The organism is Bifidobacterium biavatii DSM 23969 (genome assembly GCF_000741165.1).
Classification (GTDB): domain Bacteria; phylum Actinomycetota; class Actinomycetes; order Actinomycetales; family Bifidobacteriaceae; genus Bifidobacterium; species Bifidobacterium biavatii.
The window spans coordinates 17,970-34,104 of record NZ_JGYN01000030.1 but is presented as its reverse complement, the minus strand read 5'-3'; the positions used below and the strand labels follow the sequence as shown (position 1 = coordinate 34,104).

Below are 16,135 nucleotides of genomic sequence, written 5' to 3'. Positions count from 1 at the left end.
GCTTTTCTTGTCCTGTCCGTGAATGCTCGCACTCTGCGAATGTGTCCGATTTATAGATGCTGCGCGATGTAGCTGTGCATGGCCACGGCCGCCGCAGCACCCGCGTTGATGGAGCGCACGGAGCCGAACTGCGAGATGTAAACGACGTCGTCGGCCAGATCAAGCGCCTTTTGGCTCAGACCCGGGCCTTCCGCGCCGAACAGCATGAGGCAGCGCTTGGGGAAGTGGTACGTTTCGATCGGTACTGCGCCGGGGATGATGTCGAGTGCGATGACGCGCGCGGCCTCAAGTTCGCGGATGCGCGCGTCGGCTCGGGCGATGTCGGCCGTCGCCTCGCGCACGGCGTCCACCGCGGCCGCCGCGGAAGCATGATCGTCGATCGACGTCGCTGCGGTTCCGGATTGGGTTGCGATTGTATGCGCCTTGATCGCCGCGGCCTTGGCTCGCGCGCGTTCGTACGCGATTTCGCCGGCGATGCGATGATGCCAGCATTCGACGAGTTCCTCGATGCACGGATGGTTTTCGACGTGCTGGTACAGTTCGGTCATCAGCGCGCCTTTGCGGTTCCACTTGTGTGGGCCGACGATGTGGACGCGGCGCGCGGTGAACGCGTTGGCCGTGCGCACCATCGAACCGATGTTGAAGTCGTGCGTCCAGTTCTCGACGGCGACTTCGAAGTCGTGCCGGCCGCGCGCGTCAAGATCGGCCTTGATCGCGTCGACCGTCCAGTAACGGTAGCGGTCGAGCACGTTGCGCCGATCGCCGTCGTCGAGCAGCTGCGTATCAAAGCGCGCATCGAAATCCGGTGACGCGGGATCGTCCGGACGCGGCTCACCGGGATGCGTTTCCGCCCAGGGGCCGACGCCGATCTCGCGGAATTCGGGCTCTCCGGACAGTTTGGCGGCAAGGGAGACGGGATTGGGCGTGTGCATGGTCAGCGCAGTTCGGATTCGTGGTAGACCTCGACGAACGGCAGTTCGCGCGTTTCGTCGGTGACTGGATTGACGACCTTGACTGTCGGCTTGTCCATGTCGACGCCGCCGATGAGCGACGCGACCGCGACGACCTGCGCGTCCTCGTGCTCGACGATGCCGAAGTCGAGGCTGAGTTCGTTGCCGTTGCGCAGCGTGACCAGCGACGACGTCTGCACGTAGGACTTCTCCGACAGCCACGAGTCGATGAGCACCACGCGCTTGCCCTTGATGGACGGGCCCTTGACGGACGGGTACACGAAGTCCATGACGAAGCCGTCCAGATCCTCGCCGCGCGAGGCGGCCGCGAGAATCATCGACGTGACCAGCGGCACGGCCGCGGCGGTGAGCGCGCCGACCGCGTCGAAGTCGTCGACCGAATAGCCCTGCTCCTCAAGCGTGTCGAGCAGCAGATGTCCGGCGATGGAGGCGCCGCGATGGTCGAACGTCACCTTCGACAGTTCGCAGAACGGCTTGCCGTCCAGTTCGGTCTTCAGCAGGCTTTTGAGCTGATCGCGCGGGTCAAGCAGCGCGAACGGGGTTTCCGCGGGCGCGGATGCGGCGGGCTGGGCGGCGGAAGCAGCGCCGGTCTTGCGGAAGGATTTCTCTTCGGTCATGGTTGCTAGCCTATCCTTTCGGGCCGTCAACCGATGACGGATTGGTTTATGCCCGCCGCGCAATCGCAGTCGCTAGGATTTAATCAGCATACGAATCCGGGAGAAGAGCATGGAGTATAGCATTTTCCTTATTGCGGCCTCGATACTGGTGGCCGCCGCGCTGACGTGGCTGATCATGCGGTTCTTCTTCGCGCCGCAGCGGGGGACCGCCGGCACGTTGGAGAACGGCGTGCAGACCGCCACGATCACTGTGCGCGGCGGATATTCGCCGGCCGTCGTGGAGATGAAGGCCGGCACGCCGATCACGCTTACGTTCGACCGTCAGGAGACCGGCGAGTGCACGTCGCACGTCGTGTTCGGCGATCTCGCGCTCGACGCGATGCTGCCCGGCAACCAGCGCACCGACGTGCGTCTGCCTGCGCTGCCGGCCGGCGAATACCCGTTCGCCTGTGGCATGAACATGGTGCACGGACTGCTGCGCGTGACCGGAGGCGGCGGCGAATCGCACGGCGATGGCGAAGTGGAAGATTTCTCCGCTCCGCTGCGCTCCGGTCGAAATGACAGGTTGGGGGACTCTGCGGATTCTGGTCGAAATGACAGGTTTGGGGACTCTGCGGATTCCGGTCGCAGTGACGAGCCGGGAACCCAGGCCGGCCCCGATCGAAACGGTACGGCTGGAACCGACGACGGTTTCGGCGGCGGAAACGACGGAACGTCGACGCCGCCTTCCGACGCGCTGGCCGCAGAACGGCGCGAATCTGAGGAGCGTGCGAAGGAAATCCGCCAGCTGACCAAGCTGGTCGCGATCGGCACGGTGCTCACACTGCCCGTGTTCGTGCCGATGATGCTCATGCTGCTGCCGAACGGCCACGCGCTGGTGCCAATGTGGCTGATGAACCCGTGGTTGCAGGCGCTACTCATCACGCCGGTCATGTTCTACTGCGGCGCGCCGATCCACCGCGTCGGCTGGCCCGCGCTCGCCCACCGCGCGCCCGACATGAACTCGCTGGTCACGCTGGGAACGTTCGCCGCATACCTGTACAGCCTCGCGCTGTGCGTCGCCTCGTCGCTATTCCCGGCCGGCTCGCGCGAGCCGTATTTCGAGTCGGTCGGCGTGGTGATCACGCTCGTGCTGGTCGGACGCCTGCTCGAAACGAAGGCGCGCGAGGGCACCGGCAAGGCCGTGCAGTCGCTGATCAAGCTGCGCCCGCGCGTCGCGCACGTGCTGTCGGCCGGTGCAGCCGGTGATGATCCGGTGACGACGGTCGATCAAGATGAACACGGCGCAGACGCGGCGTCGCGCGCGGACTGGCGTGATCCGGCGAACGTTCGCGACGTTGACATCGACGACGTCAAGACCGGCGACCTGCTGGTCGTGCGCGCCGGCGAACGCATCCCGGTCGACGGCGAGCTCGTCGCCGGCGAAGCGACGGTGGACGAGTCGATGATCACGGGCGAATCAAAGCCCGTCGTCAAATCGGCGACCGCCGCGGAGCCCCACGAGCTCGGCAGCCAATCCGCGCATCGAATGTCCCGGTCCGATTCCGCTGCCGGAACGCCGCAACCGCAACTTTCCGGCGACTCGTCGCTGACCGGCGCGACGGTGCTGCTCAAGGGAGACCTGCTCATGCGCGCCACGCAGGTCGGTGGCGACACGGTGCTCGCGCAGATCATCGCCATGGTGTCGCGCGCGCAGGCCACCAAAGCGCCCGTGCAGAAGCTGGCCGACAAGATCGCGCGCATTTTCGTGCCGGCAGTGATGATCGTGGCCGTGTGGACGTTCGCGATCTGGTTCGCGATCGGCCCGGAGCCGAAGCTCGCGCACGCGCTGGTGACGGCGGTGAGCGTGCTCATCATTGCCTGCCCGTGCGCGCTGGGACTCGCGACCCCGCTGTCAGTGACGGCCGCGATGGGAGTCGGCGCGACGAACGGCGTGCTTGTCACGTCGGCAAAGGCGCTGGAGCAGGCGCGCGACATCCGCACGGTCGTGTTCGACAAGACCGGCACGATCACGCGCGGCGTGGTCGATGCGCCGGTAGACGGTGACGCTGCCGCGGGAGGTGACGCGAAACCGAGCTACGAACACGATCCGGTCAAGGATGGCTCGCGCGAGGCGGTCGCCGCGTTGCGTGCGGCCGGCATTCGCACGGTGATGCTGTCCGGCGACAAGGCCGACGTCGCGGAGCGCGTCGCGCGTGAAGTTGGCATCGACACGGTGATCGCGCAGGTCAAGCCCGACGGCAAGGCGTACTGGATCCGACAGCTGCAGATCGCGCGCGATCGCGGCGAGACCGGTACGGCGACATCATCGGCGGCACCGGCAACGTCGGTGCAAACAGGCGACAGCCGCATCGGTTCGACCGCAACGGCACGAACGGCAGCCGATCATCATGCCAACGCGGCTGCAACGGTCACGACGCTGCGCACACCGGCGATCGGCGACGTGCCGGACGGCCTGATCGCCATGGTCGGCGACGGCATTAACGACGCGCCCGCGCTCGCGCAAGCCGATCTCGGCATCGCGATCGGCACCGGCACGGACGTGGCGATGCAGTCGGCCGACGTGACGCTCATGAACGGCGACCTGCGCGGCGTGCTGAAAACGATCGCCCTGTCGAACGCGACGATGCGCAACATTCGCGAAAATCTCGCGTGGGCGTTCGGCTATAACGTGATCGGCATTCCGGTCGCGGCCGGCGTGCTCTATCCGTTCACCGGCTGGCTGCTCAGCCCGATGATCGCGGGTCTTGCGATGGCGCTGAGCTCGGTGTGCCTCGTTCTCAACGCGAACCGGCTGCACGGCGTGCGCATCGGCGATTCCGCCATGCCGGCCTCCGACGCTGCCGCAACGCAGGCCGATGGACGCGCTAACGGTCGCGAACCGCGGGTCATCATCGACGAACGCACCGAACTTGCGCACTTGGAACCGAACGGTCCGTCCCACGGTTCCGACGCTACAATGTCCACCAATCACAACAGCAAGGAGCATCACATGGACATGCACCACATGCACATGAACGCCGCGCCCGTCGACGGCGAAACCGCCACCGACCCGGTCTGCGGCATGACCGTCGCCGTGAACGCGGACGCGATCACCCGCGAATACGAGGGCAAAACCTACTACTTCTGCGGTGAGCACTGCGCCAAGAACTTCGCTAAGGCACCGCAGGTCTTCCTCGAGCAGTAGGCCGCTGGCAGCGCGCGCATGCACGTACGCGCCCCGGTGGGCAAGGATCCGGTTTCGGGCGACATCCCGGGCCGGATCCTTTTCCTTTTCCCCTGACGAAACGCCTTCCGACGCGTGGAATGCGACTGGGCGCAATGCGACGGCGTGTCACAAACCGCTCGTATAGTAAGGCCCATGCCTACATTCACACGCGAAGAAATCGAGCATTTGGGCGATCTGGCCCGAATCGCGCTCACCGATGAGGAAATCACCCGCCTGCAGGGCGAGCTGAACGTCATCGCAGACTCCATCAACAAGGTGCAGGAAGTCGCCTCCGACGACGTGCCGCCCACCGCCAATCCGATCCCGCTCGAAGCGTACCTGCGCCCCGACGTGCCGGAAACCCCGCTCACGCAGGCCGAGGCGCTCGCCGGCGGCCCGAAGACCGAGGCTGGCATGTTCGTCGCGCCGCGAATCCTGGGAAGCGAGGAGTGAGAACCGTCATGACGCAAGCAACCAACGAATTGGTCAAGCTGTCCGCCGCCGAGATGGCCGCCAAGGTCAAGTCCGGCGAAGTCTCCAGCCGCGAGCTGGTCGACGCGCACCTCGAGGTCATCGAGGCCGCCGAGCCGAGCATCAAGGCCTTCCTGAAGGTTTCCGCCGACGTGGCCCGCGAGCAGGCCGACGCCTTCGACGCGAAGTCCGCGGACGAAAAGGCTCAGCTGCCTGAACTGGCCGGCGTGCCGATCGCCATCAAGGACATGATCGTCACCAAGGGCATCGAAACCACCGCCGCCTCCAAGATCCTCGAAGGCTGGGTGCCGCCGTACGACGCCACCGTCATCGAAAAGCTCAAGGCCGCCGGCATGCCGATCCTCGGCAAGACCAACCTCGACGAATTCGCGCAGGGCTCCTCCACCGAGCACTCCGCCTACCAGACCACGCACAACCCGTGGGATACCGAGCGCGTCCCCGGCGGTTCCGGCGGCGGTTCGGCCTCCGCGGTCGCCGCATTCGAGGCTCCGCTCGCCCTCGGCACCGACACTGGCGGCTCCATCCGCCAGCCGGGCGCCCTGACCGGCACCGTCGGCGTCAAGCCGACCTACGGTGGCGTCTCCCGCTTCGGCGCGATCGCCATGGCCTCCTCGCTCGACCAGATCGGCCCGGTCTCCCGTACCGTGCTCGACTCCGCGCTGCTGCAGGAAGTCATCGGCGGCCATGATCGCCGCGACTCGACCTCCATTCCGGAAGGCCCGCGTCCGATGGTCGCCGCCGCCCGCGAAGGCGCCAAGCGCGACCTGAAGGGCATGAAGGTCGGCCTCATCAAGGAACTCGGCGGCGACGGCTTCCAGCCCGGCGTCGAAGCCCGCTTCAACGAAGCTGTCAAGAAGCTCGAAGAGATGGGCGCCGAGGTCGTCGAGGTCTCCTGCCCGCACATCGGCTACTCGCTCGGCGCGTACTACATCATCATGCCGTCCGAGGTCAGCTCCAACCTGGCCCGCTACGACGGCATGCGCTACGGCCTGCGCGTCATGCCGCCGGCCGGCGTGCCGCAGACCGCCGCGAACATGATGTCCTACACGCGCGAGGCCGGCTTCGGCGACGAGGTCAAGCGCCGCATCATCCTCGGCACCTACGCCCTGTCCGCCGGCTACTACGATGCCTGGTACGGCTCCGCGCAGAAGGTCCGCACGCTCATCATCCGCGACTTCCACAACGCCTTCCAGCAGGCCGACGTGCTCGTCTCCCCGACCAGCCCGTCCACCGCGTTCAAGTTCGGCGAGAAGATGGACGACCCGCTGGCCATGTACATGAACGACATCGCCACCATCCCGGCGAACCTCGCCGGCGTGCCCGCCATGTCGATCCCGGCCGGCCTGTCCGACAACGGCCTGCCGGTCGGCTTCCAGTTCATCGCGCCACAGCAGCGCGACGAAGTCATGTACAAGCCGGCCGCTGCGCTCGAAGCCGCGCTCGAAGAGGATTGGGGCGGCCCGATCTGGCAGTCCATGAACACCCCGTGGCTGAACGCCGCCGAGTAAGGCATCGGAAGAAAGAGAACAAGCACTATGGCTGAAAAACTGATGAAGTACGCCGATGCCACCAAGAAGTATGACGTGGTGTTCGGTCTGGAAACGCACGTTGAGCTGTGCACCAAGACGAAGCTGTTCTGCCCGGCCGAAGTCCACTTCGGCGGCGAGCCGAACACGCAGCTGACCCCGGTCAGCCTCGGCCTGCCGGGCAGCCTGCCGGTCGTCAACAAGACCGCCGTCGACTACGCGATCAAGCTGGGTCTCGCCCTGCACTGCGAAATCGCCGAGTGGAGCCAGTTCGCCCGCAAGAACTACTTCTACCCGGACATGCCGCGCGACTATCAGATCTCGCAGTATGACAAGCCGACCAACGGCAACGGCTACCTCGACGTCGAGCTTGAGGACGGCACCGTCTTCCGCGTGCCGATCGAACGCGCGCACATCGAGGACGACGCCGGCAAGAACACGCACGTCGGCGGCGCCGACGGCCGCATCGAAGGTGCCGACCACTCGCTGGTCGACTACAACCGCGCCGGCGTGCCGCTGATCGAGATTGTCACCAAGCCGATCGAAGGCGCGGGCGACCGCGCTCCGGAAATCGCGGGTGCGTACATGCGCGCCATCCGCGACATCGTGCGCGCGCTCGGCATCTCCCACGCCCGCATGGAGCAGGGCAACATGCGCGCCGACGTGAACGTCTCGCTGCGCCCGTCCGCCGACGCTCCGTACGGCACCCGTTCTGAAACTAAGAACGTGAACTCGTTCCGTGGCATCGAAAAGACCATCCAGTACGAGATCCGTCGTCAGGCTGCGCGTCTCGACGAAGGCAAGGAGATCCTGCAGGAGACCCGCCACTGGGACGAGGCCACGCAGACCACGGCCGGCGGCCGCGTCAAGTCCGATGCGGACGACTACCGCTACTTCCCGGATCCGGATCTCGTGATGCTGCACATCACCAAGGAGCACATCGCCGAGATCGAAGCGCAGATGCCGGAAATGCCGCGCGAACGCCGCAACCGTCTCAAGGCCGAATGGAATCTGACCGACGTGCAGATGCGCGACATCCTTAACGCCGACGCGCTCGACCTGATCGAGGACACCGTCAAGGCCGGCGCGACCGCCGCGGGCGCGCGCAAGTGGTGGCTGGGCGAGCTGAGCCGCGAAGCTAACGCGAAGGGCGTCTCGCTCGAAGAGCTCAACGTCACCCCGGCCGACGTGGCCGAGGTCGAGAAGCTCATCGCCGACGGCAAGCTCAACGACAAGCTGGCCAAGCAGACCGTCTCCGGCGTGCTCGCCGGCGAAGGCACCCCGGCCGAGGTCGTCGCCAAGCACGGCTACAAGATCGTCGAGGACACGGGCGCCATCGAAGCGGCCGTCGACGCGGCGTTCGAAGCGAACCCGGACGTCGTCGAGAAGCTCAAGAGCGGCAACATGAAGCCGATGGGCGTCATCATCGGTGCGGTGATGAAGGCGACGCGCGGCCAGGCCGACGCGAAGGCCGTCACCAAGATCGTGATGGGCAAGATCAAGGGCTGACGCGATCCGAAACGCATAACGGAAAAGCTCCCGCGGGGCAACCCCGGGAGCTTTTTCCATACCCGGACAAGCGCGCCGACGCCCGCTTTTGCACTCGACGTGAACATTCCCACATATGCTTCCCAGCGAACGGTCAGGCAGGTAGGATATCTTCTGTACCGACTTCTGCCAGTCTATATTGAGGGAATCGAGAATGTCTGAACACGTCGCATCGCCGTTCGATCAGGAAACGTCACGCGAACTGCCCGCGCGGATCGTCATTCCGCCGATCAAGGGCGAGATGGTGCACCTGCGCCCGGCGACCGTCGAAGATCTGCCCCGACTGGACGAACTGGACGCGTACTACAACGCGTCGCGCATCACCGGCAAGGACGCTCAGGCCGAACGCGCCGTCGTACACACGTGGGTGCGCCGCTCCGTCGCATGGGCGAACGGACAGACCGCATCCGAATCCGGCGTTGGCGATCCCGAATCGCGCCGCACAATCGCATGGGCCGTGCTCACCGACTCCGATCACGACGACGACGGCAAGATCGACGCCGCGGCAACCGACAACGTGATCGGCATGGTGTTCCTCATCGACATCGACGGCTGGGCACGCTCCGCCCGCATCCAGGTACTGCTCGGCAAGGACTATCGCGGCCGCGGCTACTCGCGCGACATGATGCCGCGCGTCATGACCTACGGCTTCGCGCCGGAACCGTCCGGACTCGGCATGCACCGCATCTGGGTCGCCGTGCCGGAAAAGAACACGCGCTCGCTGTCCGTCTACCAGTCGCTCGGATTCGTGAAGACCGGTTCGTCGCGCGACGCGCTGTGGGACGCGGAAAACAGCCGATACCAGGATCTCATCGTGCTCGACACGCTGTTCGACGAATACGATCCGATCCGCTCGCTCGACGCGTTCGGCATGCACGTGATCGAAGACAATCCCGGCATGCGCGAAGCGCTGGCGATGCGCGAGCATTCGGTCGCGATCCAGCAGCGTCGGCGCAACGACGGCAGGACGGACGCGGAACAGACCGTCGAAGCCGAAGCGGCACGTCGCGAGGCATACGAAAAGATCGGCGTCACGCCGGCGTCGGACAACGGAACAGCCGTCGGCACGGCAGACGGCGAAGACAAACCGCACAACGAAACGACCAACGACGAAACCAGCAACTGGCCGTACGGACAGTCGGAACGTAAATCGTCAAAGAACGCATGGTGGCGCAATCTGGGATTGAACCGCAAGCGCGACACGGAAGAGGACTGACACACACTTATGAGCGCCGAGGATCTCGACAACTACGAAACCGACGCGGAACTCGCCTTGTACAAGGAGTACCGCGACGTCATCAAACTGTTCACCTACGTGGTGGAAACCGAACGCCGGTTCTATCTGGCCAACAAGGTCGACTTCAACGTCCGTTCGGCCGGACAGGACGTCTACTTCGACGTGCAGCTGACCGACGCGTGGGTGTGGGACGTGTACCGTCCCAGCCGATTCGTCAAGAACGTGCGTATCGTCACGTTCAAGGACGTCAATGTCGAGGAAGTGCAGAAAACCGACATCGACATCCCCGACGATATTCACTGACGTTTGTTGATACGAATGCAGTGATGTTACGTCAGTGCGGTGACCGGCGACGGCCGGCATATGCGTTATCCGACACGCTCCGGGCCGCTCGGCCAAGTCATACGGTCGGACAACGCATATGCCGGCCGTCGCCTCGTTGATATCGGATGTTGCGTGACGTGCTGTGCGAACGAGGCGGGAGGCGGGACATGCAATGCCGGACCGTAGGCTTGGCCGAACGGCCTTGAGTGTGTCCGGCGTTGCATGTCCCGCCTCCCGCCGGACCCCGCCGGGACGTAACGTTGCGGATCAAGCCGAGGAACAAGCTGCGATCAAACCACGGATGTAATGTGAGGAAATGCACAAAGTGGGAGTGCGGTTCCTGCGGGTGGGGTAGACTATCGCTGATTTTGTTATAAGGAGACTTACGTGACGCAAAAACAATCCGTGGTGATCATCGGCGGCGGCCCCGCGGGCCTGACCGCGGCATGGGAGTTCGTCAAGGACGGCGGCGCTGACAAGTACGACGTGACCGTGCTCGAAGCCACCCGCGAATTCGGCGGCATCTCCCGCACCGTCAAGCACAACGGCAACCGCATGGACATCGGCGGCCACCGTTTCTTCTCCAAGGACACGCGCATCATGGACTGGTGGAAGGACGTGCTTCCGCTGCAGGGTGCGCCCAGCTACGACGACAAAAAGCTCGGCCGCGAGCACGAGATGGAGCCGGGCGGTCCGGATCCGGAAGTCACCGACGAGGTGATGCTCAAGCGCCACCGCGTCTCGCGCATCTTCTACGGTGGTCGCTTCTTCGACTATCCGATCTCGCTCAAGCCCGCCACGTTCAAGGCGATGGGCTTCGTGATGACTCTGCAGGCCGGCTTCAGCTATCTTGCCTCCATGTTCCACAAGCTGCCCGAAGACAATCTTGAAAACTTCTACATCAACCGCTTCGGTCGCAAGCTGTATTCGATGTTTTTCGAAGGCTACACGGAGAAGCTGTGGGGCCGTCATCCCTCGCAGATTTCCGCCGACTGGGGTGCGCAGCGTGTCAAGGGTCTGAGCGTGCTCGGCGTGCTCAAGAACGCGTTTGCCAAGCTCAGCCCGAAGAAGCGTTCCAACGCAGAGGTCGAAACCTCGCTGATCGAAGAGTTCTGGTACCCGAAGTACGGTCCGGGCCAGCTGTGGGAGACCGTGGAGAGGCGCTGCGCGGCGAACGGTGCGAAAGTCATCACCGACGCGAACGTCGTTGAGGTCAAGCAGGAGCACGGCCATATCAGCGCCGTCGTGTACGAGGATTCGGAAGGCAACCGCGCCGAATTGACCGCCGACCAGTTCATCTCGTCGATGCCGATCAAGGATCTCGTCAACGCCGTGGATGCCTCTGACAAGCCGGCCCCGAAGGACATCACGACCATCGCGAACGGCCTGCCGTACCGTGATTTTGTGACCGTCGGCCTGCTCGTCAAGAAGCTGCGCTTGAAGAACACGACCAACATTCCTACGCTCGGCAATCCGCCGATCGTGCCGGACTGCTGGATCTACGTGCAGGATCCGGGCTACACGGTCGGCCGTATCCAGGTGTTCAACAACTGGAGTCCGTACCTCGTCAAGGACGTGGACAACACCGTGTGGATCGGCCTCGAATACTTCTGCGATGAGGGCGACGCCTTCTGGAACATGAGCGAGGAGGACTGCGTCAAGTTCGCCATCAACGAGATGGTGCGTATGAAGGTCATCGCCAGCCCGGACGACGTGCTCGACACGCACCGCGAGAAGGTCAAGAAGGCGTACCCGGCCTACTTCGACACCTACGCGCAGATGGACGAGCTCGTCGAATACCTCGACTCGTTCGGCAACCTGTACTGCGTGGGCCGCAACGGCCAGCACCACTACAACAACATGGACCATTCGATGGCCACCGCCATCGAAGCGGTGAACAACATCAAGACCGGCAAGACGTCCAAGAAGAACGTATGGTCGGTCAACACCGAAAAAAGCTACCACGAGGAAAAGTAGCGTCTCTCCTCTTGGCTCCCCTTGTCAGGGGAGCTGTCATGCGCAGCATGACTGAGGGGTAGTCAAAGTTTTGGAACGTTCCTCGACTTTGACGCCCTCCAGTCGATCTCCGTTCGACAACCCTCTCAGCTGAAGAGCCGAGGAAAGTAGGAAAACCAGCGCTTTTCGAAGCGTGAAACGGCCCGTCGCGCCATGCGGCGGGCCGTTTTGCGTTGGTCGGGGTGCGGATGTAATGTATCTACCAGTTCGCGGGCATGGCGTGCAGCGGACGTTCGATAGCGGCAAGACCGCAAATCATTCTTAGTGCAAAGCACGGCGTATGTCGTTATTGCTCAAGGAAAGGTAATACGAGTGGCAACCAGCCAGAATCTTGAGAGTATGAAGCTGCCCGAGCTCAAGGAGCTCGCCAAGCAGATGGGACTTCGTGGCACGTCGACGATGCGCAAGCCCGAATTGCTCGCCACATTGCAGGCCGCCCGTTCCGGCGGCGAAGCGCCCGCCGGTGTGACGGTGCGCACTCCGAAAACCAAGAAGGCCGCAGCGAAGACGGCGTCTCCCGTGGCCGGGTTCGCCCCGGTTCAGACTTCTCCCGCTCCCGCGGCCGTTGCAGCCCCGGCTGAGCCGACGCAGACTGTGTCCGAACCGGCTCCGGTGACCGCGCCTGTTCAGAACATTCAGGATGCTCCGGCCGCGCCGAAGGCCCGCCGTCCGCGCGTGACCCGTCCGGCCGGCGCGGTGTCCGCCGCCCCGTCCGGTTCCTCCGAGCAGCCGTCCATTGAGCTGCCGGAAGTGAAGAACGACGCCGAAACCACGGTCCGTCGCCGTCGTCGCGAAGAAGAGGCGTCGGTGCTGCTGCTCAACGATCTCGGTCTTGAACCGACCGGCACGGATCGTACTGATCGCTCGGATCGTGCCGATCGCCGCCGCAAGAACGACGAGGATCGTCCGATGGCGCGTCGTCGTCGTGAGTTCGGCTCCGGCGACGGCGAGCAGCCGCGCGTGCGTCGTCGTTTTGAACAGAACGAAACGCCGTCGTCCGACGACAACGTTCGCGATCTGGACGACATCCTCGCCACGCTGCCGCAGCAGAACGTCGCGGGCGATACTGCCGACGACGAGTCGGGCGAGCGCGAGTTCACGCGTCGCAACCGCAACCGCGGCGATCGTGCGGAGCGTGGCAATGATCACAACGACCGCAACGGTGACCGTCGTCAGCGTCGCATGCGCGGTCGTGATCGTGATTTCGACGATCGCGACAACGGCAACGATCAGCGCGAGTCCCGCGAGGTGCGCGACGTGCGCCGCGAGGAGCCGCAGGACGATCTCGTGCCGGTTGCGGGCATCGTCGACGTGCTCGAATCGTATGCGTTCGTGCGCACGTCCGGCTATTTGCCGGGGCCGAACGACGTGTACGTGTCGATGGGTCAGGTCAAGAAGTACGGTCTGCGCAAGGGCGACGCCGTGCACGGTTCGATCCGCGCACCGCGTGACAACGATCGCCGCAACCAGCGTCAGAAGTTCGTGCCGCTGCAGTCCATCGACTCGATCAACGGCATGAGCGTCGAGGATGCGGCGAATCGTCCGCAGTTCTCCAAGCTCACTCCGCTGTACCCGCAGGAGCGTTTGAAGCAGGAGACCGCGCCGAACAAGCTCACTGGCCGCATCATGGACATCGTCTCGCCGATCGGCAAGGGCCAGCGTGGTCTGATCGTCTCCCCGCCGAAGGCCGGCAAGACGATCACGCTGCAGAACATCGCCAACGCGATCGCCACGAACAATCCGGAAGTCCACCTGATGGTCGTGCTCGTGGACGAACGCCCGGAGGAAGTCACCGACATGGAGCGCACCGTGCAGGGCGAGGTCATTTCCTCGACCTTCGACCGCCCGGCCTCCGACCACACCACCGTCGCGGAGCTCGCGATCGAGCGCGCGAAGCGACTCGTGGAGCTCGGCCAGGACGTGGTCGTGCTGCTCGACTCGATGACCCGTCTCGCCCGCGCGTACAACATCGCGGCGCCCGCCTCCGGCCGCATCCTGTCCGGCGGCGTGGACGCGCAGGCCCTGTACCCGCCGAAGAAGTTCTTCGGCGCGGCCCGCAACATCGAAAACGGCGGCTCGCTCACCATCATCTCGTCCGCGTTGGTCGAAACCGGCTCGAAGATGGACGAGGTGATCTTCGAGGAGTTCAAGGGCACCGGCAACATGGAGCTGCGCCTGAGCCGCGAGCTGGCTGACAAGCGCATGTTTCCGGCCATCGACATCAACGCGTCCGGCACGCGCCGCGAGGAGCTACTCACCGCACCGAACGAGCTGCCGATCATCTACCGCCTGCGCCGACTGCTCGGCGGCCTCGAGCCCGAGCAGGCCTACCAGACGCTCGTGCCGCGCCTCAAGAAGTCGCCCACCAACCGCGACTTCCTCGCCGCGATCAGCCAGCAGGCCAACTCCAGCGCCGTCAATGGCAACTGATGTGATGTGTGTCTGATTTGATAACGCTGAAATGGCTCTTTCCATCTTTGATCGAGGATGGGAGGAGCCATTTTTCTATTTCGTAATGAGCCTGATTGACCTGCATGCATGGGGGCGGGTGTCTTTACGTGACATCAACCCCGGTGCAGTCGATTTACTGGCCACAATGTCACGCTATAAGGTCGATTTGCGTGGCATTGTGGCCAGTATCTCCATTCCGCTCTCGGCAATGTCACGCGTGCAATGTCACGCGTAAGCGCCGCAATAAAACCGCATATCTCTGCGCGCCAAAATGCGAGGGGAAGGCTCTCCTTGGTGTTTATGCCATGATTTCAAGATGATGGTAGGCGGGGGTGTGACGGCCGAGCAGCGGATCGCCGTGGCGCATGGCGAACTCGGCCAGACGGCGCACGCCCTCGCGCAGCTCGTCCGCGTCGCCGGCATAGGAGAGGCGGACAAAGCCCTCGCCTTCTGCGCCGAACGCGGTGCCGGGCACCACGGCCACGTTCGTCTCGTCGAGCAGGCGGCGTGCGAACGTGTCGGAGTCCATGCGAGTGGCGCGAATATCGACGAACGCGTAGAACGCGCCCTCCGGTTCGATCAGGCGCACCGCCGTGCAGTCGGCCAGTCCGTCCATGACGATTCGCCGCTTCGCGCGATAGTCCTCTCGCATCGCGACGACCGGCTCCATCGGGCCGTTCAGCGCCGCCTCGCCCGCATACTGCGCGGTCGAATTGACCGACGAGTGCATGAGTTCGGCGATTTTGCTCGTCTGTTCGATGACCGCGGCGGGTGCGAGCAGGTAGCCGATGCGCCAGCCGGTCATGGCGAACGTTTTCGACAGGCTTTCGACGACGATCGTGCGATCGTGCATGCCGGGCGTGGCGGCGATCGACGGGGCAGACGGGAACGGGCGATCGACAGCGGTCCGGGATGATGTGCCGGCGGCCGCCCGTTCCGCGGCGTTTTCGATTTGCCCCTTGCCGCCGTATGCCGGCGTGCCGTCAGAATCACCGCGATCCGCGTCGGTTGCGTCGATGTCGTCAGTTTCGTCCGTGCCGAAGACGAACGGATGATACACCTCGTCCGAAATCGCCCAGAGATTATGCCGCTTGCATACGTCCGCAATGCGAGCGAGTTCGTCGGAGGGCGTGACCGCGCCGGTCGGATTGCCGGGGGAGTTGATGATGACCGCGCGCGTGCGCGGCGTGATCGCGGCCTCGATGTCGTCGGCGTTCAGCCGCATCTGATGTTCCGGCTTGAGCGCGACGTACACCGGCACGCCGCCGCACATCATCACCTCCGCATCGTATGACGTGAAAAACGGGGACGGGATGATCACTTCGTCGCCCGGATCGAGCGTCGCCTTCAGGGCCAGAAACAGGCCGATCGTCGCGCCATCCACGGCCTGAACCTCCGTGTCCGGATCGTATTCCAGCCCCTTCACGCGGTGCGAATACGAGGCGACGGCCGTGCGGAACCCTTCGATGCCGAGCACGTTCGTGTACTTGGTGTGCCCTGCCTGAATTGAGCGGCACGCGGCTTCGACGATGTGCGGGGCGGCGGTGAAGCTCGGTTCGCCGACGCACAGCGAAATCGCATCGGGCACGCGCTCGACGCGGTCGAACACGTCGCGGATGCCGGAACGGGGGATGGCGTGGGCCTGGCTGGCCAGGGCCGGCTTCGGAGTGAACATAACGAACACCGCCTTTCGGAAAAGTTTCTATAAAAAAGACTGTATATAGTAAACATTACGAAAAACACTG

General features: G+C 64.2%; 11 protein-coding genes. 8 read left to right on the top strand and 3 right to left on the bottom strand.

All coding sequences use genetic code 11. From position 1 onward, the window contains the following. Positions 1-50: 50 nt before the first annotated feature. Together BBIA_RS09765 and BBIA_RS09760 are read right to left on the bottom strand one after the other, a co-directional pair. Positions 51-932, bottom strand: coding sequence for a TrmH family RNA methyltransferase (locus BBIA_RS09765; RefSeq protein ID WP_033494461.1), 882 nt, complete (start codon positions 930-932; stop codon positions 51-53). Positions 933-934: 2 nt separating this feature from the next. After that, positions 935-1,588: an orotate phosphoribosyltransferase gene (locus tag BBIA_RS09760; RefSeq protein ID WP_033494460.1), complete on the bottom strand. Its 654-nt coding sequence runs from the start codon at positions 1,586-1,588 to the stop codon at positions 935-937. A gap of 109 nt (positions 1,589-1,697) precedes the next feature. Between BBIA_RS09760 and BBIA_RS14540 the strand changes: the two genes are divergently transcribed. From BBIA_RS14540 to rho, 8 genes are all read left to right on the top strand, one after another. Then, positions 1,698-4,775, top strand: coding sequence for an HAD-IC family P-type ATPase (locus BBIA_RS14540; protein WP_033494459.1), 3,078 nt, complete (start codon positions 1,698-1,700; stop codon positions 4,773-4,775). 174 nt (positions 4,776-4,949) lie between these two features. Continuing rightward, entirely contained in the window at positions 4,950-5,249 is a 300-nt protein-coding gene (gene gatC / locus BBIA_RS09750; protein ID WP_033494458.1) for an Asp-tRNA(Asn)/Glu-tRNA(Gln) amidotransferase subunit GatC, read from the top strand. 8 nt (positions 5,250-5,257) lie between these two features. Beyond that, positions 5,258-6,796, top strand: coding sequence for an Asp-tRNA(Asn)/Glu-tRNA(Gln) amidotransferase subunit GatA (gene gatA, locus BBIA_RS09745; protein ID WP_033494457.1), 1,539 nt, complete (start codon positions 5,258-5,260; stop codon positions 6,794-6,796). A gap of 27 nt (positions 6,797-6,823) precedes the next feature. Then, positions 6,824-8,323: an Asp-tRNA(Asn)/Glu-tRNA(Gln) amidotransferase subunit GatB gene (gatB, locus tag BBIA_RS09740; RefSeq protein ID WP_033494456.1), complete on the top strand. Its 1,500-nt coding sequence runs from the start codon at positions 6,824-6,826 to the stop codon at positions 8,321-8,323. Between the two features lie 193 nt (positions 8,324-8,516). Then, the gene (locus tag BBIA_RS09735; RefSeq protein ID WP_033494455.1) at positions 8,517-9,578 is read left to right on the top strand and encodes a GNAT family N-acetyltransferase; all 1,062 of its coding nucleotides are present in this window, start codon (positions 8,517-8,519) and stop codon (positions 9,576-9,578) included. Positions 9,579-9,587: 9 nt separating this feature from the next. Next, a complete protein-coding gene (locus BBIA_RS09730) occupies positions 9,588-9,902 on the top strand; it encodes a DUF2469 domain-containing protein (RefSeq protein WP_033494454.1) in 315 nt (104 codons plus the stop codon). A gap of 408 nt (positions 9,903-10,310) precedes the next feature. Next, positions 10,311-11,900 carry an NAD(P)/FAD-dependent oxidoreductase gene (locus tag BBIA_RS09725; RefSeq protein ID WP_033494453.1) on the top strand — a complete coding sequence of 530 codons (1,590 nt, stop codon included), beginning with the start codon at positions 10,311-10,313 and terminating at the stop codon, positions 11,898-11,900. A 351-nt stretch (positions 11,901-12,251) separates the two neighbouring features. After that, positions 12,252-14,369, top strand: coding sequence for a transcription termination factor Rho (gene rho / locus BBIA_RS09720; RefSeq protein ID WP_033494452.1), 2,118 nt, complete (start codon positions 12,252-12,254; stop codon positions 14,367-14,369). Between the two features lie 319 nt (positions 14,370-14,688). Here the strand turns inward: rho and BBIA_RS09715 are convergent, their stop codons facing one another. Continuing rightward, entirely contained in the window at positions 14,689-16,065 is a 1,377-nt protein-coding gene (locus BBIA_RS09715) for a pyridoxal phosphate-dependent aminotransferase (protein ID WP_033494451.1), read from the bottom strand. Between the last annotated feature and the right edge of the window lie 70 nt (positions 16,066-16,135).